Source organism: Agrobacterium tumefaciens (genome assembly GCF_031801495.1).
Classification (GTDB): domain Bacteria; phylum Pseudomonadota; class Alphaproteobacteria; order Rhizobiales; family Rhizobiaceae; genus Agrobacterium; species Agrobacterium tumefaciens_K.
In genome coordinates, this window is the sequence record NZ_JAOEGC010000001.1 from 823,223 (window position 1) to 844,645 (window position 21,423).

Sequence of the window (21,423 nt, forward strand, 5' to 3'; positions counted from 1 at the left end):
CAGCGCGATGTGAAAAATTTTTCGAAAATGCGTCGGAATGCTGTTGTGCTAGAAAAGAGCGAGAACTCTCAGGTAGGGCGAAACACGATGTACCTTGCCGCCGAAGGGGCTGACCAGTGCTTCCAGAGCGCGATCGGGGTCAGAAAGATCGTAGAGGCCGGTCACACGTCGATCACCGAGTTCGATACTCGCCACTGCGATCCAGGATTTGTGATAGCGTTGCAACTCGGCAATCACGGACGTGACTGGAACATCCTGCACGAAAAGTTTACGCTCACGCCAGGAGGCTATGGTGTCCACGTCGACAGTTGCACGAGAAAGGCGCCCGCTCGTGCGGTCGAGAGTGACGGTGTCACCGGCCATCATTCTGAGTGTGTTTTTGCTTCCGGCATCCGACAGATTGATGATCCCGTGTGCCAACTGAACCGTCTCGATTTGCGGCGTGACATTGACGTCGAACGCCGTGCCGACAACGGTCACGTCGAGTGCGTCCGTCTTCACGTTGAAGGGGCTTCGGGCATCCGGCCGAACATCGAAGAAGGCCTGTCCAGACAGCAGGCGAACCTGACGACCTGTGGCTGAAAACGCGACGGCTATGGCGCTGTCTCCGGCAAGCTCGACCGTCGATCCGTCTTCCAGAGTAACCCGCCGGACTTCTGCGGTCGCGGTCACATAATTGGCGTTGTAGCGTGTCAGTATCGACGGTGCCGCGACAAAGGCAATTAAACAGGCGGCAAGTGCCGCGATACCTATCGAGATCGGCTTTCTGTGGCCGGATCTGCGTGAGCGGGCGGCAAGCGGCAATGTGCGCCGATCGGAATTTGGTACGGTTTGGCCGGATGATGCGTGAGCCGGAACAACCGCACCCATGACCTGCCAGGTTCGAATGGCTTTTGCCCAAGCGTCACCGTTTTCAGCCGATCCGTTCAGCCAGAGCGTAAAAGCTTTTTTGTCGTCGTCAGTGCACGTGGGTTCGTTCAGGCGCAGGAACCAATCCATTGCCTCTTCCAGCCGCTTGTCACCAGTCTGGTCATGCCGCGTCAAATCATACCTGCTTCGAATGTCGAGAGGTTTTAACCGAATTTTCCTGCCGAAAGTAGAAACGATTATCGCGGGAATATTTTTCGTGGCGAGAGGGCAGTTCAGGCATTTTTTCTGTCGAGCGCGACCGCTATCTTCATCATTGCTGTCCGGACATGCCGATGTGCGGTTGTAACCGACACACCCAGATGCTGGGCAACCGCCGCCAGCGTCTGGCCGCCGTGACGATGCATCTCGACTGCGATCTGGATTTCCTCAGGCAGCGAGGCTAGTACCTCCTGGGCGATGCGCACTTCGTCACAGAACATGGCCGTCTGTTCCGGCGTGTCGGACGGGCGCGGAACAATCCAGAACGGTGGATCCTGCAATTGTGCCCGTTGCTCGATCTTGCGGCGTTTGACCAGATCGAGTGAGAGATTGCGGACGATCCGATAGAGATATGCTAGCCCCTGGCGAGCCGTTTCCGATGCCGAAAGGTCGGGTGCGAAGCGCAGGTAGGCTTCCTGAACGACGTCTTCCGCAGCGTCTCTCGATCCCAGGATCCTGGCCGAATAGCTGATCAGCGCGGCTCGATGACCAAGGAACATATTTTCGGTTTCGAGGCTCATATCGAGGCGTTCCTGCTGCTCCGTCTGTCTTTCGTGCACGCTGTTTTCCGAAAGGTGGTCGATTGAGCTGAATTGACTTAGAGCGCCGTGTGTCCTTTCGGACGCACAAAGGACGCTCTAAACTATTGAATCTGCGCATCGTGCTTTCCGAAAATCGATTCCGATTTTCGGGCCGATGCGCTAGATCTGTAAACGCATGGTGCTTTATCTAGCAACAAAAACTTGAATTAGAAAGTCATATTCAGATCTGTCACAGCAATTACGGACTCTGCCTATGCGGCGTAATCCCGGCGGTGCCTGGACGACCAGATCCGTAGGGGGGTGATATAATTGGGAGAGGCGATCACCAGCGAACGATTTGCCATGGTTCAAGGCCGGGTCTCGAGTTCACCGGAGAAGGCCGCCCGGACAAGCTCACGCCGGATGTTGTCGGGCGCTTGATCGTCATCGATTGTCGGGGCAATTTTTCAGGCGCAGCTCAGTTGTTGCGTCTCTAACCGTTTCCATTGACCAGTCCCTTTGCCAGCCTTCCTGCTCCCGCCTTGGCTGATCGATTGTGTATGCACCAACATCCGCGAGTGCTCAGCTCCTCGCTTATCCCTACGTTGGTGCCGGTGACGCACATAGGCTTGTCGCTCGTTTTAGTCCGTCGACGGAGCTTTGTTCTCCGGGTTGAGAGGTTGTTTTACAGCTGTCCGTTCTACGGTTTCAACCGTGACGGTGCGACGGTTCAGGAAGGCGTGATCCAGAACTGGTGGCGTCAGGGCATGATGGGCGGCGCCAAGGCCCATTACGACGGCATCAAGGCGTTTTCCGAGACAGACCAGACGGAAGACCTGAAGGCCATCACGGTTCCGACGCTGGTGCTGCATGGCGAAGACGACCAGATCGTGCCGATTGCCGATGCGGCGCACAAGGCGATCAAGCTTCTGGCGAACGGCACCCTGAAGACCTATCCCGGCTTCTCGCACGGCATGCTGACCGTCAATGCCGACGTGCTGAACGCCGATCTGCTCGCCTTCATCAAGGGCTGATCGTGATCCGGTATGGGAGACCCATGCCGCGGCCGTCTCCGGCAGATCGAAAAAATAAAAGGGCGTCCGCGCCCTTTTTCAACGATCATTGCCCCACAGGCCGCGCTCGGCCGCGCAGTGCACTCCGTAGCGACTACCACGGCACAGCCGTTCACCGGTTTTTCGAAGTCGCTCCCTCGGAAGGACTGAGTTAGCTTGGATGCGATATAGACAATGCCCGGTGATGCCCGACCAAAGCTGCCAAGCTTCCTGGTATTGGCAACACTAATTTCCCCACGCCATCCGCAATGCCATGACCGGTCGCCTCTGGATGATAGCGCGGGTTTTGGTGCATCGGCGCGGGCCTATTTCCGGGCTTAAAGCCAACGAGCGCTCTTGTTGTGATGACGGAACCGTCTTGCTGCGCATGAAGTCCGTTGCACACGGGCGCACTGATTGGTTCGTCTTGTTCTCCCTAGTCTCAGCATAGGCCTCCGGTTCGGCCCCTGGGTTCGCATAGACTGAGGGGACTTCGACCAGAAGACATTGCCTCTGCGCCCGGAGGATATTGCGAGCGCGATGGCATCACACGCCGCGATCATTTCTCTGCCCCTATCTCTCATCGCCTTGTGCAGCTTGGCAGTGACGAGCTTGCTGGTGTTCTGTGAAACCTTTTGGAATGCCGAGAGTTTGGTCTGGGAGCATATCAGCTCATTTTTTTCACAGCATGCGATCGCCGTAGACAAGGGTGGTTTGCATCGGTTTGCGAGGAGATGCCGTATGAATTCCATAATTTACCTGGTTGGGCTGGTCGTTGTCGTCCTGTTTATTCTCTCACTGCTGGGGTTACGCTGATGGTAGATTCAAGCGGAATTGATACAAATCCAAACCGCAGCTACGTCGATTGGCCCGCAATTTTCGCCGGAGCGATCATAGCTTCCGGAGCGATGGCAGTGCTTACGACCTTTGCCAGTGGCTTGGGACTGAGTTCGATCTCTGTTGACGAAGGTGGCGATGTGAGTTCCGTATGGCTGATAGTGACGGGACTGTTCATCATTGTCTCGATGGTCGCTTCCTACATGCTGGGCGGTTACATCACAGGTCGGATGCGGCGCCCAGCGGGTTCGGCCGATCGTGATGAACTAACAACCCGTGACGGCGTGAATGGCCTTGTCGTCTGGGGGATTGGAACGGTCGTTTCGGCATTTTTAGCGGTTGGCGTTTTGTCCGGTGGTGCGAAGGCTGTCGGCAGCGTCGCTCAGACGACTGTCGAAGCGACAGGGACTGCTCTTGGTGGCGCATTGCAAAGTGTGGGTCAGGCCACCGGTGGGTTGGTCGCAGGTGCAGGCAGCGCGGCTGGCGGCCTTGCACAGGGTGCCGGTCAGGCAGTAGCACCGAGCCTTGAACAGATGCTTCCGCAAGGACTGAAGGCCAATCCGGTAGATTATTTCACTGATACGCTACTTCGCACGGACGCGCAGGCCGGTCAGCCACAAGGAGCCCAGAACACCGGCGACTACCAGAGGCAGATCGGTGGAATACTCGGTAACGTGCTCTCAACCGGCGAGATCTCCGATGCTGACCGAACCTGGCTGGCAAACGAGGTCGCTGCCCGGACCGGTATCAGTCAAACCGACGCACAGGGACGGGTCGATGAGACAGTCGAGCGTGTCCAGGCAGTCAGGACCCAAGCTCAACAGAAAGTTGACGAAGCAAAGAAGCAGATCGACGATACCAGAGCACAAGCCGAACGGGCCCTGGAGGATGCGAAGACCAAGGCTGCGGATGCTGCCGAAAAGGCGCGAATTGCCGGCGTGCTCAGCGCTTTTCTACTGGCCGCGTCCGCGCTGGTGTCTTCGGCTGCCGCCTATATTGGTGCTGTCCATGGCGGACGCCATCGCGACGAAGGTCGGATATGGGGAGGCCTTTCCTACAGGAGATAATTCCCATCGAAACAATTGAGCTTCCGGACTCCGCGCCGGAAGCTCATCTATGAATGATGCTCCACAGATGGTCACCTTCCGGGTTGAGGGGCAACCGGAGCGAGAGGGATTGCGTCACTGCACTGATTGCCGGACAGAAAGCGGATCAGCTTTCCCCATTTCGGAATCTGTTCCGCGAACCGTTCGAAACATCCGGCGAGATGCAGGTGTATTGTGGACATGGATTTCGCAAGCCCAAGACTGTTTTCACGCAGCGACGTAGGTCGAGATCAAGCTGGGCTGCATCGGAGATACACCGATACATCTGAGACCCGCATAAGAACTCTGGCTCAAGAGGCGTGAGCTTTGGCTGTCACCCGCGGCGGATGGTGCACAGTTTGGGGAGGATCGTTTCTAGCGTTGCTTTCTCCGTATGCTGCCCGCGTAATATCAAGGAAACGGTCAGCTAAGAGTAGAGCCCCCCGCATGTTGCTAGGTAAAGCCAGAGTCCAGCCGCAAGCCCCACGGGCCTGGCAATATCCCAGCCCCTGCTGAACGTACCTGAAGGTGCTTCTAGCCCAGTCGGATCATCGCCGGAAATCGCGGCAATGCCACCTCGGGCGGGTGGGGGGTGAAGTTGAAGGACTTTCGTCCCTTGACGACCCGGCGCCAAATTCCATCGTGAGGATTTATACCGCGACCGCCGGTCTGACGGCGATTCGGCGAAGGGTGAGTTTCGACTGCTGTCGGTCTCGAAAAGTCCGCTTGAGACATTCCAACCCGGGAGATAGTAGCTCGTACCATCACCATATCCGTGACCTGCACATCGATAGGTTGAAGGTAAACTCGCAAAATCTCCCACTAAAATCGCTTGGGAGAGGAAGTGCGTGACGTATGAGTTGACTTTCATTGGAGCGAGGGGAATGGAAAGGGCAGCTGCCTTTGAAAAAGTATTGATGCTTGACCCTTGGGTAGACACTATTCCCGATCTCAGTAGCCTTTGGCGGATCCGGCGCCGTAGCAGGACGCGTCATTGACATTCTCATCTGAAGCTTGCGGCGAGCGTTTTACGGAACCAAATGTCCGGAGAGACGTTACCAGAGCAGCCAGGTATCCGCGTCCCCCAGCAACGCCTGGCTGAATTCTGAAAGTGGCACGTCCTTCTCCATAAGGCGTGTCGCTTTCGCTTTGTCCATATCTTTGATCGCATAGTGAAACTCGATACTTGGTATCGGCGTCATGCTGTGCCCTCTAAAGGCGAGAAGCATTGCACGAAAGATGTGATCCTACATCTTTCACGCTCAAGCCTTCATTCCTGCTTGCGACACGGTATCTCGCGCTTGCCAAATCCCGATCATGTAGGGCTGGGCGGTTGAAAATCCCGCGAGGCAGACTGCTTCCATATCGATTGAGTAGAGGTGCAATGCGAAGGAGGCAAGGCATTCCCCTTGCCGGGATGTTCATCGATAACGGCGTCTGTTCGTGCACCACGACACACGGAAAGAATGGGGTCGTCGATCACATCTTTGACGCGGCGTGCGCATGAAATGGAAACGAGCACCGTCAGACCACGTCTCAACACTTTGGGACTAGCACCTAGGCGATACCCTTTCCACCCGTCATGCCGTAAACTTCGCCATTGATGAAGCTGGCGTCCTGTGAGGCCAGAAGGACATAGAGCGGTGCCAGTTCAACGGGTTGGCCGGGTCGCCCAAAATCGCTGTCTTCTCCGAAGTGTTTCACCTTTTCGTCGGGCTGACCGCCACTGGGTTGAAGCACGGTCCAGAAAGGCCCTGGCGCGACGACGTTGGCGCGTACGCCCTTTTCGATCAGTTGTTTCGATAGCGCCTTGGTATAGGCAACTATCCCTGCCTTGGTTGTCGCGTAATCGAGCAGGATGGGTGAGGGTTTATACGCCTGGATCGAAGCCGTTGTGATCACCGACGCGCCGGGTTTTAGATGCGGCGCTGCCGCTTGAGCGATCCAGTGAAGAGCGTAGAGATTGGTCTTCATCGTCTGGTCAAAGTCATCAGTAGACAACTCGCCGATGTCATCGCGGTACTGCTGCCGCGCCGCATTGATGACCAACACATCCAGGCCGTTTAGATCACACACGGCCTTCTCCACCATTTCCCGACACCAAGCCTCCTGTTTGATGTCCCCCGGAAGCGCCACCGCAATGCGGCCCTCGGCCCTGATCAGCTCGATCACCCTTTCAGCGTCAGGCTCTTCCTCTTCGAGGTAAGAGATGGCAACGTCTGCGCCTTCGCGGGCAAATGCTATCGCTACAGCTCTGCCAATGCCGGAATCGCCGCCGGTGATAAGCGCCTTCCTCCCTTTGAGTTTTCCGGACCCCTGGTAACTTTCCTCACCGTGGTCTGGTATCGGCCACATGTTCCCAGCCAGCCCTGGCTGGGTTTGACGTTGTGCTTCAAAGGGTGGCGAGGGGTATAGGTTGCGTGGGTCCTGCAGCGTGTGAGGGTCAGACATCATTGCTCTCCATGACGAATTTGCGAACGAGATCGCTCACGGTGCGAATTTATTTTTGCGTACGTAGGTAACGCGCAGTTCGCTGCGTCGTTCCAGAAAGTGCGTTTCAATTTTGCGGGCGAACCGAGTTTGCAAGAGAAGGGAGACGGTGATGGCGATGGTGAAAAAAGAAAACTTTTCGTGCCGAATTCGGTTGGTCGATGGGAAGACATCAGTGGCAAAAGTTATGCGCTGAGTGTCCGGCCAGGGAGAGAAAATGTTTGTTCTGTATGGGATTGGGCGGACACGCGATTACCAGCCAATGGGCGTGCAGTTGCCTCTTCGATATCCCCTATAGGTCTTTCGACCGACCGATAGATCATCTTTCCGCTTGCCGGTTGAGTGTTATTTACCTGCACCTTGGAACCTGCTCAGGGCCAACGCCTTTTTACCTTATGGACATATCAGAGAACAAACCCAGCCGGCTGCAAGCTGATCTCGATATCCGGGATGCGATCATACACGTCCTCTATCTCAAGCTCGTTGCTGAGCATGAAACGCGAGAAGCTGTCATCGACGCTGCTCGTGCTGGAGCCGCGCCGGAAGTGCTTGAGGCGATAGCGTCCGATCCTGTACCCGTGATCGATGAATTCGGACAAAAGGAAACCGTGCGCGAGCTTCTGCATCACTTCTCGAAGATGCAGTCTCATTGTTCGGGCAAGAAAACCCCGTCGGACCGGTGAACTCATGTCCGAAAAACTCTCGACCTACCAAAGTAAACGCGATTTCACGAAGACGAAAGAGCCCGCCGGGAGAGCAGAGATAAAGCCCTCGCAGCGGCTACGCTTTGTCATCCAGAAACATGATGCCACCCGCCTGCATTACGATCTTCGCCTTGAGCTTGATGGCGTATTCAAGTCCTGGGCCGTCACGCGTGGTCCCTCTCTTGATCCGGAAGACAAACGTCTGGCGGTGGAGGTTGAGGACCATCCCCTCGACTATGGTGATTTCGAAGGCACGATCCCCGAGGGCGAATATGGCGGCGGTACGGTGATGCTGTGGGACCGTGGCTACTGGGAGCCGGAAGGTGATCTCTCTCCAGAAGATGCGATCAGGAAAGGCGACCTCAAATTCGTCCTCCATGGTGATCGCCTGCAAGGCAGTTTCGTGCTCGTGCGCATGAAACACGACCGAAACGGTGGAAAGCGAACCAACTGGCTGCTGATCAAGCACCGCGATGACAACGCCGTCAGCCGGAATGGCGGTGCCATCCTCAACCGCGAAAAAACGTCGGTTGCGTCCGGTCGGGAAATGGCGGCAATCGCTGCGGGCACAGGCCGAAAGCCGAAGCCATTTATGTCCAGTGAAGCCATCATCGATGCGGATGCCGTGTGGGACAGCAGCGAGGGGCACACGGCGCAGGAGCGGCAAAAACATCGGCAAAACGAAGCCAACAGAAAAAAGCGCGCTGTAGCAGGCACGATGCCCGCCTTCGTCCCGCCACAGCTTTGTAAATCTCAGGAGAGGCCGCCGTCTGCCACGGGCTGGGTACATGAAATCAAGTTCGACGGTTACCGTATTCAGATACGCGTCGAGGCGGGCAAAGTTCAGCTTAAGACCCGGAAAGGGCTCGACTGGACAAAGCGGTTCAGCCACATCGCTGCCGATGCCGCCGGTCTTCCCGATGCCATCATCGATGGCGAGGTCTGCGCGCTGGATGAGAGCGGTGCTCCGGATTTTTCAGCGCTTCAGGCGGCCCTGTCCGAGGGGCAGACCGAGCGCCTGGTCTATTTCGCTTTCGACCTTTTGTTCGACGCCGAAGCTGATTTGCGGGATCTGCCGCTTCATGATCGTAAATCCCGGCTAGAGGCCCTTCTCGCCGAAGGAAAGCTCACACAGCGCATCAGGTATGCCGATCATTTCGATACGGGTGGCGATGCCGTGCTTCGCTCGGCATGTCGCCTATCTCTGGAAGGTATTGTCTCGAAGAAGGCTGATGCGCCCTACCAGTCCGGTCGAAGCGATAGCTGGATAAAGTCCAAATGCAGGGCCGGTCATGAGGTGGTCATTGGCGGTTACGCAACGACGAACGGCAGGTTTCGATCTCTGCTGGTCGGAGTTTATCGAGGCAAGCACTTCGTTTATGTGGGCCGTGTCGGTACCGGGTTTGGTACCGGTAAATCGGATATGCTGCTGGACGTTCTGTCGCCGCTGAAGATTACCCGTTCGCCTTTTACCGGGATCGGCGCGCCGAAGAAGACGGCGGATATCCACTGGGTGAAACCAGCATGCGTTGCCGAGATCGAATTCGCGGGATGGACCGCCGATGGACAGGTACGTCAGGCTGCTTTCAAGGGATTGAGGGAAGACAAGCCAGCCGATGAGGTAACGACAGAGGTAGCCACATCGGTCGATCCGATCAAACCCGATGCTGCGGCCGTACGGAAATCCGCTTCAAGGGCAAGAGGCCGAAAGGATGCGAAAGTGGAGATCATGGGTGTTCTCATATCCCATCCCGACAAGGTGCTTTGGCCGGATAAGGATGACCCGGTGACCAAGCAAGATCTGGCTCACTATTTCGAGGCTGTGGGCGATTGGATGATCGCTCATGTCAGGGGCAGACCATGTTCAGTCATCCGGGCGCCCGATGGGATCGACGGCGAGCAATTCTTCCAGCGGCATGCGATGCCGGGCATGTCGAACTTGCTGGAGCTCGTCAAAGTCTCAGGCGACAAGAAACCTTATCTGCAGGTCGACAGGATCGAGGGGCTGGCATCGCTGGCACAGGTTGCCGCCCTCGAGCTTCATCCATGGAACTGCCAAGCGGGTGAGCCGGAATTGCCCGGCCGTCTGGTCTTCGATCTCGATCCGGGCCCGGATGTTGCATTTTCCACGGTGGTCGAGACCGCCCGCGATTTCCGGGACCGTCTGGATGAGCTTGGTCTTGTCAGTTTCTGCAAGACGACCGGTGGCAAGGGGTTGCATGTGGTGACCCCATTGAAGACCACAAGAGGCGCACTCCCCGGATGGGATGAGGCAAAGGATTTTGCCCGGCGTGTCTGTGAGTTGATGGCAGAAGAGAAGCCTGACCTCTATCTCACTAAAATGGCAAAGAAGCTCCGGAACGGGCGTATCTTTCTCGATTATCTGCGCAATGACCGCATGGCGACGGCGGTGGCTCCATTGTCACCTCGTGCGAGGCCCGGTGCAACCGTATCGATGCCACTGACATGGACGCAGGTGAAATCCGATCTTGATCCCCAGCGTTTTACGATACGAACCGTACCGGCATTGCTGGGCAAGAGCGCGGCGTGGAAGGACTACCATCAATCGGATCGCTCACTTGCGGAAGCCATTAAGCGTCTGGACAAGATGACCTGACCCAGCGCCCAAAACGTCTTCGGTTACTTCGTCTTTTTCGATCGGCGATTGTCTGCCTCTACCGATTTTCGAAGCGCATCCATGATGTTGATCACGTTGCTCGGTTTGTCGGAGCCTGTGTCGCTTGTTTTTTGTGCCGGGGCGGGCCTACGTCGCTTTTTCTTGGACTTGATGAGATCAAGGAGGTTTTCCTGAACCGGATCTGAAACCATCTTTCCGTCCCAGTGCCGGGTCTGCGTCTTGATGAGCTTGCGAATTAACGGAAGCGCTTCCTTTTCAGGCTTTGTCTCGGTCAAGCCGCTGAAATAGTCGCCTGCCTCTCGCACCTCGTCGCCATATCTGAGCGTCCACAGCACAATGCCCTTACCGCGCGGCTCGAGCATGACCGCCCGTTCTCGGCGTCCAAGTACGAGCCTTGAAATACCGACCATCTTCTGCTGGTCCATCGCGGCGCGAATGACGGCGAAGGCCTCTTCGCTGACCTTGTCGTTGGGGGTGAGATAATACGGCTTTTCCAGCCATATCCAGTCAATCTCGTCACGTGGGGTGAAGGTCGAAATGTCGATGGTTTTTGTGCTGTCCAGCGCGACATGCTCAAGATCTTCATCCTCGAGCATGACATAATCATCATCACCGCGCTGATAGCCTTTCACCTCGTCCTGTTCACGGACTGCTTTACCGGTAACGGCATCGACGTAGTGGCTTTGAACGCGGTTGCCCGTCTCGCGATTGAGCGTGTGGAACTTCACTTTCTCGCTGTCGGACGTTGCCGGCGTCATCTCAACCGAACAGGTGACGAGGGAGAGTTTTAGATAACCTTTCCAATGGGGACGAAGTGGCATGATGGCAATCTCCGTTTCAGCCGGCCTTGCGGCGCGGCGATGACGACGGCGAGGCGGTCTTGTTGCTGGAAGCCTTCTTACGCTCTGGATTGGTGTTGGCAGATTTACGCTTCGTTGTAGACGCCTTCATGGCTTGCGCGCTTTCTCGCAAGGCCTGCAAGAGGTCGCTGGGCTTCGACGCTTTTGGAGCAGCGATCTTCTTGAACGGCTTGCCCTCAATCTTAGCCTTGACCAGTTCGGCGAGCGCATCTTCGTATCGGTCATCGAATTTCGAGACGTCAAAGCTGCCGCTTTTCGTTCCGATGATATGAGCGGCAAGGTCGAGCATTTCCTTGTCGATCTTGATGTCGGTCATGTCCTCGAAAGCTTCCTCGGCCGGGCGAACCTCGTAGTCGAAATTCAGTGTGGTGCCGATCAGGCCATCGCCGTTTGGGCGGATCAACAGGGTTCGCAGACGACGAAAGAGCACCGTGCTGGCGACAGCGGCAACTTTTGCCTCCCTCATGCCGTCGCGCAGCAGCGCAAAGGCTTCCTCGCCCATTTTCTGCGGAGCCAGATAATAGGGCTTGTCGAAATAGACGTCGTCGATTTCGGTGCAGGGGATGAACGCTTCGATGGCAAGTGTCTTGTCGCTGTCGGGAATGGCTGCGGCGATCTCCTCCGGCTCCAGCACGACATATCGGCCATTGCCGGTTTCGTAACCCTTCACCTGGTCATCGTGTTCAACGACATCTCCCGTCTCGCTGTCGATGAACTCGCGACGGACGCGATTTCCGGTTTTTCGGTTGAGAATGTTGAAGCTGATGCGTTCGGAGGAGGATGCCGCAGTGTACAGCGACACGGGACAGGTGACCTCGCCAAACTTGATGTAGCCCTTCCAGTTGGCGCGCGGTGCCGCCATCTCCGTTGCTCCCGATACAGACAATCACGCTAAACGAAGCGGCGGGTTATTCGTTCCGCCGCTGCGGCCCGATCTCTGCCGATCCTCAACCACTTACCAAGGGTTACGGGTCGGCATAACCGCGCGGCTGGATACGGATTTCGCGATTGGTCGTGTCGGTGATGAAGATGAAAGCACCGCCCGCCTTTGAATGGCCCGGGACATAGTCGAGGACGACCTCAACGCTCTCAAGTACAGTCCCAGCGTCGATGACTTCACCCCGCACGGTGACTGCGGCGGCAGTTCGGTCAGAACGGTTCAGCACCTGAAACTCGACGCGATGTCCGGCTTCCGTCACATCGTCCTGCCTGACCTCAATGGCAAGATCCGGTGGGTTGTTATCATGCGTCATCGCCTCATAGCCGACCCACGCCAGGATGCCGATGACCACCAGGCTTGACATAAGACCTGTGACCCACTCGATCCAATGAGGTTCCTGCGCTTCGGGAGGTTTGTTTTTTTTAACCATCGCCACCCTCTAAAGAATGAGGCGCGCTGCGGCCGCGCCGATTGCCCCGGGGAAGGACAGGACGATTGTCGACATCAGCATTTGCGCTGGCACCGTGTGATCCAGTCTGCCAAAGACCCAGAGAACATAGAGGCTGACGATCAGCGCGATAACGTAACCAGGCAGGGTGAAGCGGAAAAATACATGCCACCGTGGTGTATCATCCGGTATCTCGTGGGTGCCTCTGAACGAAACCGCATAAACGAACCCATGCATGATGGCGATCGACACGAGAATGACGACAAGGGCGTGCCAGGGAGTCATCTTGTAGGAAATCAGGATGACCTCCTCGGTGGGAGCAACATTCAGGTTGAGAAAAAGGGCACCAACCGCCATGAGGAAAAGCTCGCGGCTGTACCGAGTTGAGAGCTGTCCTTCAACAGGATCGCTGTCATCCAAGCCATTGTTCTCGTCTGCGTCATCGCCCGTATCCTCCTTGTCTCCCAACTGCGAGCGACCGAGCAACGCGCCGATGCTTGCCGGCACAGCCTGAATCGCGATCTTTCCGAGTATCTCTGAAAGCGGCATTTCGAGTTTGATGTCTCCGAGCATGACGAGGATTGCAGCGCTCATGAAAACGCCGAGAGCATAGGCAATCATCGCGTCGCGATACGCCTCCGGCCATCTGGACGTCTGTTCGAAGCCGATCATCCTTGCGAGCATGATCAGGAGCGGAATGTTGAGAAGCAGCAGAACGAACAACCTGTCACGTTCGATGTAAAAACCAAGCTGCCACAACTCCATGGTCATCAGCATGGGAATGCCGAAAAGCAGGGCTCCGGCGGCTCCGCGAGCGATGCCAATCGCAAACTCTGTCAGCTCTTGTGGTTCCCCCGTTCGGGTTGAAGCATCTGCCATTGAGATTTCCCATTTCGGTGAACAGATGATCGACTGACTGCGGCTATTGGCACCGAGATGGCACCTTGTCTAATGGGCTGGATCGCTGTCACTCGGCTTTTGTAATGGTTCGTTCTCCGGCGATTTGAAGGTGGTCATCAGCCTCAGGGTGGCAAAGGTAGCAATTGAAAGCATGATTGCGGTATCATAGGCTTCCAGCCCTACAGCAACACCAATCGCGCCAGTGACCCAGATACTCGCCGCAGTCGCAGTACCGCGCGTCCCACGTCTTCCCACGAGGATCGCGCCACCACCGATAAAACCAACGCCATTGATGAGCCCTTCCACAATCCGTGCAGTGGCTTCCGGGTTGCCAGTTGTAACGGTTTCAGTCGCTTCAATGAAGCCACATGAAGCGATCGCAACCAGAGGGAATGTAGTTCACCGCCATCACGGCATTTGCCAAGGAGAACAACATCAACGCCGCCTCTGTCACGGGTATCGGCGCCTTTGAGAGTGCCATACTGGCCTTTTTTGAGGTTGAGACGAAACAGTATCGAGAAATCCCCGTAGAAGGCCAAACTGAGGTTCTCAGTCTGGTGGGGGACATAACTTTGGATGCAGATGGAACGCCGCTTCCACATCTGCATGCGGTCCTAGGGTTTTCGGATGGACATACACGGGGAGGACATTTCCTGAAAGGCATCGTCAAACCTACGCTGGAAGTCGTTATCCATGAAACGCCGTCGCAGCTGAAACGAAGATTCCATCCAGAACTCGGTCTCGCACTCATAGACGTTCAGGAATAAGCGCGTGTAGTTTTCCGCGCTGCAGAACACTTGCAAAGCAATTCGGAAGCGTCAGGGACTGCCCTTAAGCGCGCGGGTGGCGCGGTCTTGGCGTACCTCTATAAATCGGTGATGCAGACCCATACGCCCACGCTGCCCCCATTCACCATGAAGGTCGCCTTGCCATCGACACCAATATGAATTTCCTCGTCATGATGTCCGAGAAAGTCACGGAAAGTCTGTCCGGCAAAGTGGGATCCGAAATCAACTGATTTCTCTCCCGCATCCGCATTGGAAAGAAGCACAACGCAGCCGGGTTCCACGTCCGTTCCGTGGCGGATGAAGCCCACGCATGAAGGATCGTTGAAAAGATCCGTCTGATCGCCATGCGCAAAACGACGGCGTGCCTCGATAAGTTTTGGGAGGCAACTGATAGCCGGCATATCGATATCGTGCTCATTACCATCGTCACCTTCATCGCGGTAGGATGCGCCATAGAGATCTGGATAGAACACGCACGGAACGCCTTGTTCCCGCAGCAGGATCAGGGCATAGGCAAGCGGTTTGAACCATGGCTCAACAGATGCTTCCAGCGATTGCAATGGCTGGGTGTCATGATTGTCAACGAGCGTTACGGCGTGGTCAGGCATCGATGCAACGAGCGACCCATCAAAAATCGTGCGCATGTCAAAATCAGCGCCCTGTTTCGAGGCGTCGTGGAAATTGTAATGAAGCGCCACGTCGAACAGCATCAACTGCCTGTCGACGAGTTCGAGATATGAGCCGAGCGCTGCCATGTCAGGATGCCAGTATTCGGCGACGACAAAGAGTTCCGGATCGACACTTTCTCGCATGTGGCCGACCCAATCGCGAAAGAACCATGCGGGTATATGTTTGGCGGCGTCGAGACGAAAGCCTCCGACCTGGACCTGATCGCTCAGCCAGCGGCCCCAGTATTTCAGTTCCTCATAAACAGCCTTGTTACGGAATTCGACATCGGCCCCCATCAGATAGTCGAAATTGCCGAGTTCCTCATCGACTTCCTCATTCCATTGTCCGTCGCCGTACTCGTTCACAAGCTTGAAGACGCCGCTTTCATCCGGCTGCTCGATGACATCAACACCGCTGAAACATTGCTTGTCCCAGATGAACTCGGAGTGCTGCCCGTTTCGACCGGGAAAGGTGAAGCGCGTATGGGCGAGCGCCTTGAACTCTTCATTTTCAATCTCCGTGCGGTCTTCGGGGTTCACCCGCCGAACCATCACGCTTTCCTTTTCGTCAGCACCCATCTTGTGATTGAATACGACGTCATGAATGGCGCGCAGGCCGTGTGCTTCCAGTGAGCGGCACGCCGCTTCAAGCGAGGCTCTATCACCGTACTTCGTAGCGATACTGCCTTTCTGGTCAAACTCTCCCAAATCGAAGAGATCATATGTATCATAACCTACAGACGAAGCCCCGCTGGCGCCCTTGTAAGCGGGAGGCAGCCAGACATCGGTTATCCCCAAAGTAGCAAGCGCCTCTGCTTCCTGGGCGAGCTCTTCCCAGATTTTTCCGTCCGCCGGACTGTACCAATGAAAAAATTGCAGGAGAGTGCGTTTGAACATCTGCTACCCCGTTGACCCATTCCATGTCTTAACGGCTGCGAGGGCGTTTGGTTTCTTGATGTGATGTCCCGGTGTGTTTCTCTGCTCTGCAGTCGTGGTTCGTCCGCCCTCACACCCAACCCGCGCTGGTTAGTGAACGATCTGGCTGAGGAAGCTTTTTGTCCGCTCATGGGCCGGGGTGTCGAAGAAGGCATCGGGTGCACTGCTTTCGACGATGGCGCCCCTGTCCATGAACACGACACGGTCTGCCACACGCCGGGCAAAGCCCATCTCATGGGTGACGACGATCATCGTCATGCCGTCCTCGGCAAGAGCAACCATCGTCTCCAGGACCTCCTTCACCATTTCCGGGTCAAGGGCCGATGTCGGTTCATCGAAGAGCATGATCTTCGGTGACATGCACAACGCGCGCGCGATCGCAACACGCTGCTGCTGGCCACCGGAAAGCTGGCCAGGATACTTCAGCGCTTGCTCCGGTATCCGCACCCGTTCCAACAATTGCATTCCACGTTCTTCGGCGAGCTTTCTCGGCGTCCCGCGTGACAGAACCTGTGGCAGCGCACAGTTCTCCAGAACAGTCAGATGCGGGAACAGGTTGAAGTGCTGAAACACCATCCCGACATCGCGGCGGATCGCATCGATGTTTCTCAGGCTGTCGTTCAAGGTCACACCATTGACGACGATCTCGCCCTGCTGGTGCTCCTCCAGATGGTTGACACACCGGATGAGCGTTGATTTGCCGGAACCGGACGGTCCGCAGATAACGATGCGCTCGCCCGGCTTGACCGACAGGGTGACATTCCGCAGCGCGTGGTAACTGCCATACCACTTGTCGAGATTGCGGATCACAATGGCACACGGCTCATGGTTGGACGGCTGTTCAGCGGACATCATCGGTAATCCTTTGCTTTTACACGCAGTTCAAGCCAGCGGGCATAATAGGAGATGGCAACGCAGAGCGCGAAATAGATGAGGCCGACGAACAGATAGGCTTCCCGATAGGGAGCAGGCCAGACAGGGTCCATGGCCGCCGAGCGACCGGCGCTCAACATGTCGAACACGCCGACGATCATCACCAGACTGGTGTTCTTGACCATGACGATCGCCGTATTGGTCAGCGGCGGGATGACCTTCTGAATGGCTTGCGGCATGACGATATGCTGGATCGCCTTCCAATGGGGAATGCCGAGCGCCTTCGCCGCTTCGACCTGACCGCAGGGGATGGCTTGCAACCCGCCTCGAATGACTTCGGCAAGATAGGCCGCCGCAAAGACCGTTAGCGCTGCGAAGGTGCGCCCGAGCTTGTCGATCGTCCAGGTTGGCGGCAGGAGCAGAGGAAGCAGGATGGAGGCAACAAACAGCAGCCCGACAAGTGGAAGCCCGCGGATCGTCTCGATCAGCCCGACGGACAGGAACTTAGGGATCGGCAGTGATGAACGCCGCCCAAGCGCCAGAAAAACGGCGAAGGGGAAGCCGCATCCCAGTGACAGCAGGGCGAGCAGGAGGGTGACCGGCAGACCGCCCCATTGCGATGTCGGCACAAAGGACATGCCCGCAACGCCACCCCACATCAGGCCAAGCATCATGGCCACGGCTGCCAACCATGCGATGACCAGCTTCCGTCCCCAGAGCGCTGGCGACAGCGACACCAGAACCATCAACACCATGAGGTTCATCACGATCATCGGGCGCCACTGTTCTTCGGGAGGGTAGAGGCCGAAGAGGATGAAACGCAGTTTGGCGCCGATGAAGGCCCAGCATGCCCCGCCGGCGCGGCAGGCCGCAGGATCCGAGGTTGTCCAGGTGGCATCCACAAGACCCCACTGGAAGGCCGGCATCAGTGCCAGGATCGTCATCAGCGCGCCGACTGTAAGAGCCGCGCTCAGGATATCGCCAAACAGCATCTTGAGGATGGGAATCCGCTTGATCGGCGGCGCTTCCCGTGCGGGCACTATGTCGGCGGCCACATGGCCGTGCGAAATGGAAAGACTTGTCATCGCGTCACCAGTGCCACATGGGCATTGTACCAGTTCATGAACATCGACACCGCGATGCTGATTGTAAGGAAGACGGCCAGAAGGATGGAAATGCTCTCAATGGCCTGGCCTGTCTGATTGATGACCGTTCCGACCACGAGGCCGAGTTCCGGATATCCGACAGCCAGCGCCAGGGTCGTGTTCTTCACCGTCGACAGATACTGGGAGGTCATGGGAGGAACGATGATCCGCAACGCCTGTGGAATGATGATACGGAACAAGACGTGCCGTTCGGACAGACCGACCGCTCGTCCGGCTTCCCATTGACCGCGCGAGACAGCTTCTATCCCACCGCGGATGACTTCGCTTATGAAAACCGAGGTGTAGAGGACGAGACCGAGCATAAGGGCGGCAAATTCCGGCGACAGGCGAAGCCCCCCGACGAAATTGAAGCCCTTCAATTCAGGAAAGCTGGCCGACGGGCGGAGGAGCGCAACAACACCTAGAAGCAGACTGCTAAGCAGAACCCATTTGCCCAACGACCAGAGGGGTTTCGGCGCCCATTGATGCATGATGACGGCGGCAATGAGCACGCCAAGGCAGACAACAGCGAAAGGAGCGGCCTGCGGCCCCAGCGAGATCGTCGGAATATAAAGTCCCCGCAGCGATAGGTAGAAGCCGGGCAGCGGGTTGAATGCCAGACGCGGCGCCGGCAGCAAGGTCGTTGCCAGCGCATACCAGAAGAGGAGTTGCACGATGAGCGGCATGTTGCGGATAACGCCGACAAACAATGCCGCCATCTTCGACGCCAAGGGATTGTTCGACAGCCGGACGAGAGCGATCATCAGGCCGACGAGTGTCGAGATGGCAATCGCGGTAAACGAGATAACAGCGGTGTTGGTCACGCCGATCACGTAGGCCCAGCCGAATGTATCGGAAGGATCATAGGGCAGGACACTTTCCGAAATCGGAAAGTTCGCCTGCCGGCTCAGATAGTCGAAACCAACCCGGATACCTCGGGCGGCGAGATTGGCCGCCGTATTCGAGCAAAGCCAGAAAAGAAGACCGGCAAAGCCTGCCAACAGCAAGACCTGAAGCGCACTGTCTCGAATGCGACGATTGTCCCAGAGTGCGAAGAGCATGCCGGCCTCCGCGAGCTTACTGAAATGCCAGCGGGAACATCAGCCCGCCGTCGGAGTAGAGACGATTTGCGCCGCGCTCCAGCTTCAGCGGGCTATCCTTGCCGACGTTGCGGTCAAACATTTCACCGTAGTTGCCGAGTTGAGCGATGATGTTGGACGCAAACCTCTCGTCGAGGCCAAGTGCCGAACCGTTTCCTGGCTCAACGCCGAGGAAGCGCTTGACGCGGGGATCTTCGGATTTCTGCATCTCGGTGGCATTGGCCTGCGTTACGCCCAATTGCTCGCCGGCGATCAGGGCCTGGATCGACCAGTTGACGATATCGAGCCATTGATCGTCGCCATGACGAACGGCGGGCGTCAACGCATCCATGAACCGGGTGGCCGGGAAGATGATGTAATCGTCGGGATTTTTCGCGGATGTCGCGCGAATGGAAGCGAGCGCCGCCGCATCGGTGATGAGGGCATCGCAACGTCCGGAGAAGAACGCCTGGCTGACGGCGGAGCTGTTTTCGAAGACGACCGGCTTCAGCCCGAGATTATGTTCCTTCGACACATCATTGGCGACCACCTCGGTGGTGGAGCCCGTCTGAACGCAGACCGACGCGCCGGACATGTCCTCCACCTTCGTCACGCCAAGCGCCTTCGGCATCATGAAGCCGGTAAACTCGTAATAGTTCGGCGTCGTGAAGTTCAGGCCGTTGGCATCACGGCGCAAGGTCCAGGTGAACGTGCGCGGCAGGATGTCGATTTCACCGGTCTGCAAGGCCGGCACGCGCTGCTGCCCGCTCAACGGAACGAATTCCACCTTGTCCTTGTCATTGAAGATGGCGACCGCCACGGCCCGGCAGGTCTCTACATCGAGGCCTCGCCAATAGCCCTTCTCATCGGGCGCACCAAAGCCGACAGTACCCTGGCTTGACGCGCATTTCAGAAATCCGCGCGCCTTGACGGCCTCAAGCGTTGGTCCCGCCACCGCCGGTGACAGGCCGGCCGATAGCATGCTTGTGAGCAGGAAGCTCAGTCCAAGAATTTTCGAACGCATGTCATTCCCCTTTATTGTTGAGTGCGTTTTTAGCGATGGTCAGCTTGCCCGCACCAGTTTGGCCTGCGACGTCCGGCGGAGGATCTCGGCAAAAAATGCCTCGATGTCGTCCTGGAGGTCCGTCGGGTCTTCAAGCCCGACACTGATGCGCAGCACGAGGTCGTCTTGCCCCCAGACAGTGGCCGTGCGGTTCTGACGAACCGGCATGGGCGCGATAAGGCTTCGCGTTCCGCCCCAGGAGGCGCCGATGGCAATCGTTTTCAAGACGTCGAGCGCGGCGGCGGCGTGTGGGACTGCGTCGGGTGTCAAGACGACCCCGAACACCCCGCTTGTCCCAAGGAAATCCCGTTTCCAGATCTCGTGTCCCTGATTGCCCGGCAGAGCCGGAAACAGCACGCGCCCGACCAGAGGGTGGCAGGAGATCCACTCGATCAGCTTCGAGGCGCCATCTGCGGCATGCCTGAGGCGGACGCCGAGCGTTTCCATGCCGCGTAACACGAGCGATGCATCATCGGGAGACACACCGATTCCGAAGCGCCCGAGCGTAGCTCGGATCGGCGCAATGAGGTCCTTAGATCGCACGGTGATCGACCCCATCAAAACATCGGAGTGACCGGAGACATATTTCGTCAGGGCTTCCGTGACGATATCGGCTCCGAGCGTCAGCGGTTTGTAGTTGAGTGGCGTTGCCCAGGTGTTGTCGCAGCCGACAAGCGCACCCTGTCGATGCGCAATGGCTGCAATCGCGGGGAGATCCTGGATTTCCATTGTCGTCGAGCCGGGGGATTCACACCAGACGAGCTTTGTGTGGTTATCAATCTTTGCCGTGAGATCTTCGATCGAGACGGGATCGTAGTAGGCAACCTCGACACCGAAACGCGCCAGATCCTGGTTGGCGAAATCACGCATAGGCGGATAGGCGGTATCCGCAATCAGGATCTTGTCACCGCCCTTCAAGAACGGAAGTGACGCAATCGCGTTCGCCGCCTGCCCCGATGGCACGAGAAATGTGCGAACGCCCTGCTCCAGCGCCGTTAGCTTTGCTTCCAACGTGCGGGTCGTTGGCGTGCCGTAGAGCCCGTAGGTGTAACCATCATGGCCGCGCTGGCCACGCGTCGCGTAGGCTTCCGCATTCTCGAAGACGATGGTGGATGCCCGGTGCGTTGCGACACCAAGGGCTTCAAACCCGTCAACATTGACGTCCGGCGTTACAACACACTGGGTAAGATCTTTCATTCCGCTTCATCCTGAGCAATTTCTTCAGCGGATTAAAACATCGGCATATCAATTCCGTCCAATATCAATAT

18 protein-coding genes and 2 pseudogenes are annotated in these 21,423 nt (G+C 57.0%); 4 read left to right on the forward strand and 16 right to left on the reverse strand.

The window, feature by feature from the left end; genetic code table 11:
• Positions 1-48: 48 nt before the first annotated feature.
• Both N7578_RS03835 and N7578_RS03840 read right to left on the reverse strand, forming a co-directional pair.
• Complete coding sequence (locus N7578_RS03835) at positions 49-999, reverse strand: FecR domain-containing protein (protein ID WP_311108980.1); 951 nt, start codon at positions 997-999, stop codon at positions 49-51.
• A 143-nt stretch (positions 1,000-1,142) separates the two neighbouring features.
• The gene (locus tag N7578_RS03840; protein ID WP_311108981.1) at positions 1,143-1,688 is read right to left on the reverse strand and encodes a sigma-70 family RNA polymerase sigma factor; all 546 of its coding nucleotides are present in this window, start codon (positions 1,686-1,688) and stop codon (positions 1,143-1,145) included.
• 656 nt (positions 1,689-2,344) lie between these two features.
• On the opposite strand from N7578_RS03840, the pseudogene N7578_RS03845 reads away from it, so the two are divergent.
• Together N7578_RS03845 and N7578_RS03850 are read left to right on the forward strand one after the other, a co-directional pair.
• Positions 2,345-2,683: pseudogene (locus N7578_RS03845) on the forward strand (alpha/beta fold hydrolase); the annotation flags it as partial.
• A gap of 833 nt (positions 2,684-3,516) precedes the next feature.
• A complete protein-coding gene (locus tag N7578_RS03850; protein ID WP_311108982.1) occupies positions 3,517-4,605 on the forward strand; it encodes a hypothetical protein in 1,089 nt (362 codons plus the stop codon).
• Between the two features lie 1,073 nt (positions 4,606-5,678).
• On the opposite strand, the gene N7578_RS03855 is transcribed toward N7578_RS03850, so the two are convergent.
• From N7578_RS03855 to N7578_RS03865, 3 genes are all read right to left on the reverse strand, one after another.
• Entirely contained in the window at positions 5,679-5,825 is a 147-nt protein-coding gene (locus tag N7578_RS03855; RefSeq protein WP_311108983.1) for a hypothetical protein, read from the reverse strand.
• Between the two features lie 355 nt (positions 5,826-6,180).
• Positions 6,181-7,074, reverse strand: coding sequence for an SDR family oxidoreductase (locus N7578_RS03860; protein ID WP_311108984.1), 894 nt, complete (start codon positions 7,072-7,074; stop codon positions 6,181-6,183).
• Between the two features lie 443 nt (positions 7,075-7,517).
• Positions 7,518-7,739, reverse strand: a complete 222-nt coding sequence (locus tag N7578_RS03865; protein ID WP_311108985.1) for a hypothetical protein — start codon at positions 7,737-7,739, stop codon at positions 7,518-7,520.
• A 61-nt stretch (positions 7,740-7,800) separates the two neighbouring features.
• Here N7578_RS03865 and ligD point away from each other — a divergent pair, with 61 nt between their 5' ends.
• Positions 7,801-10,434: a DNA ligase D gene (gene ligD, locus N7578_RS03870; RefSeq protein ID WP_311108986.1), complete on the forward strand. Its 2,634-nt coding sequence runs from the start codon at positions 7,801-7,803 to the stop codon at positions 10,432-10,434.
• A 23-nt stretch (positions 10,435-10,457) separates the two neighbouring features.
• On the opposite strand, the gene N7578_RS03875 is transcribed toward ligD, so the two are convergent.
• From N7578_RS03875 to N7578_RS03895, 5 genes and pseudogenes are all read right to left on the reverse strand, one after another.
• On the reverse strand, positions 10,458-11,276 hold the full coding sequence (locus N7578_RS03875; protein WP_311108987.1) for a Ku protein: 819 nt from the start codon (positions 11,274-11,276) through the stop codon (positions 10,458-10,460).
• 16 nt (positions 11,277-11,292) lie between these two features.
• Entirely contained in the window at positions 11,293-12,177 is an 885-nt protein-coding gene (locus N7578_RS03880; RefSeq protein WP_311108988.1) for a Ku protein, read from the reverse strand.
• A 103-nt stretch (positions 12,178-12,280) separates the two neighbouring features.
• Entirely contained in the window at positions 12,281-12,619 is a 339-nt protein-coding gene (locus N7578_RS03885; RefSeq protein ID WP_311108989.1) for a hypothetical protein, read from the reverse strand.
• A gap of 75 nt (positions 12,620-12,694) precedes the next feature.
• Positions 12,695-13,582, reverse strand: a complete 888-nt coding sequence (locus tag N7578_RS03890) for a TIGR02587 family membrane protein (protein ID WP_311108990.1) — start codon at positions 13,580-13,582, stop codon at positions 12,695-12,697.
• A gap of 69 nt (positions 13,583-13,651) precedes the next feature.
• Positions 13,652-13,999 (reverse strand): annotated as a pseudogene (locus N7578_RS03895) (MgtC/SapB family protein); the annotation flags it as partial.
• A gap of 11 nt (positions 14,000-14,010) precedes the next feature.
• Here N7578_RS03895 and N7578_RS03900 point away from each other — a divergent pair.
• Entirely contained in the window at positions 14,011-14,370 is a 360-nt protein-coding gene (locus tag N7578_RS03900; protein WP_311110046.1) for a DNA-binding protein, read from the forward strand.
• A 98-nt stretch (positions 14,371-14,468) separates the two neighbouring features.
• On the opposite strand, the gene amyA is transcribed toward N7578_RS03900, so the two are convergent.
• The 6 genes from amyA to N7578_RS03930 all read right to left on the reverse strand — a co-directional run bounded on the left by amyA (position 14,469) and on the right by N7578_RS03930 (position 21,352).
• Positions 14,469-15,956, reverse strand: a complete 1,488-nt coding sequence (gene amyA / locus N7578_RS03905; protein ID WP_311108991.1) for an alpha-amylase — start codon at positions 15,954-15,956, stop codon at positions 14,469-14,471.
• Positions 15,957-16,085: 129 nt separating this feature from the next.
• Positions 16,086-16,850 carry an amino acid ABC transporter ATP-binding protein gene (locus N7578_RS03910; protein ID WP_311108992.1) on the reverse strand — a complete coding sequence of 255 codons (765 nt, stop codon included), beginning with the start codon at positions 16,848-16,850 and terminating at the stop codon, positions 16,086-16,088.
• Entirely contained in the window at positions 16,847-17,953 is a 1,107-nt protein-coding gene (locus N7578_RS03915; RefSeq protein WP_311108993.1) for an amino acid ABC transporter permease, read from the reverse strand. The genes N7578_RS03910 and N7578_RS03915 overlap by 4 nt, the downstream gene beginning before the upstream one ends.
• Positions 17,950-19,074, reverse strand: coding sequence for an ABC transporter permease subunit (locus tag N7578_RS03920; RefSeq protein WP_311108994.1), 1,125 nt, complete (start codon positions 19,072-19,074; stop codon positions 17,950-17,952). Before N7578_RS03920 ends, N7578_RS03915 begins: the two co-directional genes overlap by 4 nt.
• 16 nt (positions 19,075-19,090) lie before the next feature.
• A complete protein-coding gene (locus N7578_RS03925) occupies positions 19,091-20,116 on the reverse strand; it encodes an amino acid ABC transporter substrate-binding protein (protein WP_311108995.1) in 1,026 nt (341 codons plus the stop codon).
• A 39-nt stretch (positions 20,117-20,155) separates the two neighbouring features.
• Positions 20,156-21,352: an aminotransferase class I/II-fold pyridoxal phosphate-dependent enzyme gene (locus N7578_RS03930; protein WP_311108996.1), complete on the reverse strand. Its 1,197-nt coding sequence runs from the start codon at positions 21,350-21,352 to the stop codon at positions 20,156-20,158.
• Between the last annotated feature and the right edge of the window lie 71 nt (positions 21,353-21,423).

What these genes read in the sequence shown, in the direction of transcription:
- N7578_RS03925 (WP_311108995.1), bottom strand. Translation starts at nt 20,116, where the DNA reads ATGCGTTCGAAAATTCTTGGACTGAGCTTCCTGCTCACAAGCATGCTA.
- amyA (WP_311108991.1), bottom strand. Translation starts at nt 15,956, where the DNA reads ATGTTCAAACGCACTCTCCTGCAATTTTTTCATTGGTACAGTCCGGCG.
- N7578_RS03920 (WP_311108994.1), bottom strand. Translation starts at nt 19,074, where the DNA reads ATGCTCTTCGCACTCTGGGACAATCGTCGCATTCGAGACAGTGCGCTT.
- N7578_RS03855 (WP_311108983.1), bottom strand. Translation starts at nt 5,825, where the DNA reads ATGACGCCGATACCAAGTATCGAGTTTCACTATGCGATCAAAGATATG.
- N7578_RS03875 (WP_311108987.1), bottom strand. Translation starts at nt 11,276, where the DNA reads ATGCCACTTCGTCCCCATTGGAAAGGTTATCTAAAACTCTCCCTCGTC.
- N7578_RS03850 (WP_311108982.1), top strand. Translation starts at nt 3,517, where the DNA reads ATGGTAGATTCAAGCGGAATTGATACAAATCCAAACCGCAGCTACGTC.
- N7578_RS03915 (WP_311108993.1), bottom strand. Translation starts at nt 17,953, where the DNA reads ATGACAAGTCTTTCCATTTCGCACGGCCATGTGGCCGCCGACATAGTG.
- N7578_RS03865 (WP_311108985.1), bottom strand. Translation starts at nt 7,739, where the DNA reads ATGCAGAAGCTCGCGCACGGTTTCCTTTTGTCCGAATTCATCGATCAC.
- N7578_RS03835 (WP_311108980.1), bottom strand. Translation starts at nt 999, where the DNA reads ATGGATTGGTTCCTGCGCCTGAACGAACCCACGTGCACTGACGACGAC.
- N7578_RS03860 (WP_311108984.1), bottom strand. Translation starts at nt 7,074, where the DNA reads ATGTCTGACCCTCACACGCTGCAGGACCCACGCAACCTATACCCCTCG.
- ligD (WP_311108986.1), top strand. Translation starts at nt 7,801, where the DNA reads ATGTCCGAAAAACTCTCGACCTACCAAAGTAAACGCGATTTCACGAAG.
- N7578_RS03890 (WP_311108990.1), bottom strand. Translation starts at nt 13,582, where the DNA reads ATGGCAGATGCTTCAACCCGAACGGGGGAACCACAAGAGCTGACAGAG.
- N7578_RS03885 (WP_311108989.1), bottom strand. Translation starts at nt 12,619, where the DNA reads ATGTCAAGCCTGGTGGTCATCGGCATCCTGGCGTGGGTCGGCTATGAG.
- N7578_RS03930 (WP_311108996.1), bottom strand. Translation starts at nt 21,352, where the DNA reads ATGAAAGATCTTACCCAGTGTGTTGTAACGCCGGACGTCAATGTTGAC.
- N7578_RS03880 (WP_311108988.1), bottom strand. Translation starts at nt 12,177, where the DNA reads ATGGCGGCACCGCGCGCCAACTGGAAGGGCTACATCAAGTTTGGCGAG.
- N7578_RS03910 (WP_311108992.1), bottom strand. Translation starts at nt 16,850, where the DNA reads ATGATGTCCGCTGAACAGCCGTCCAACCATGAGCCGTGTGCCATTGTG.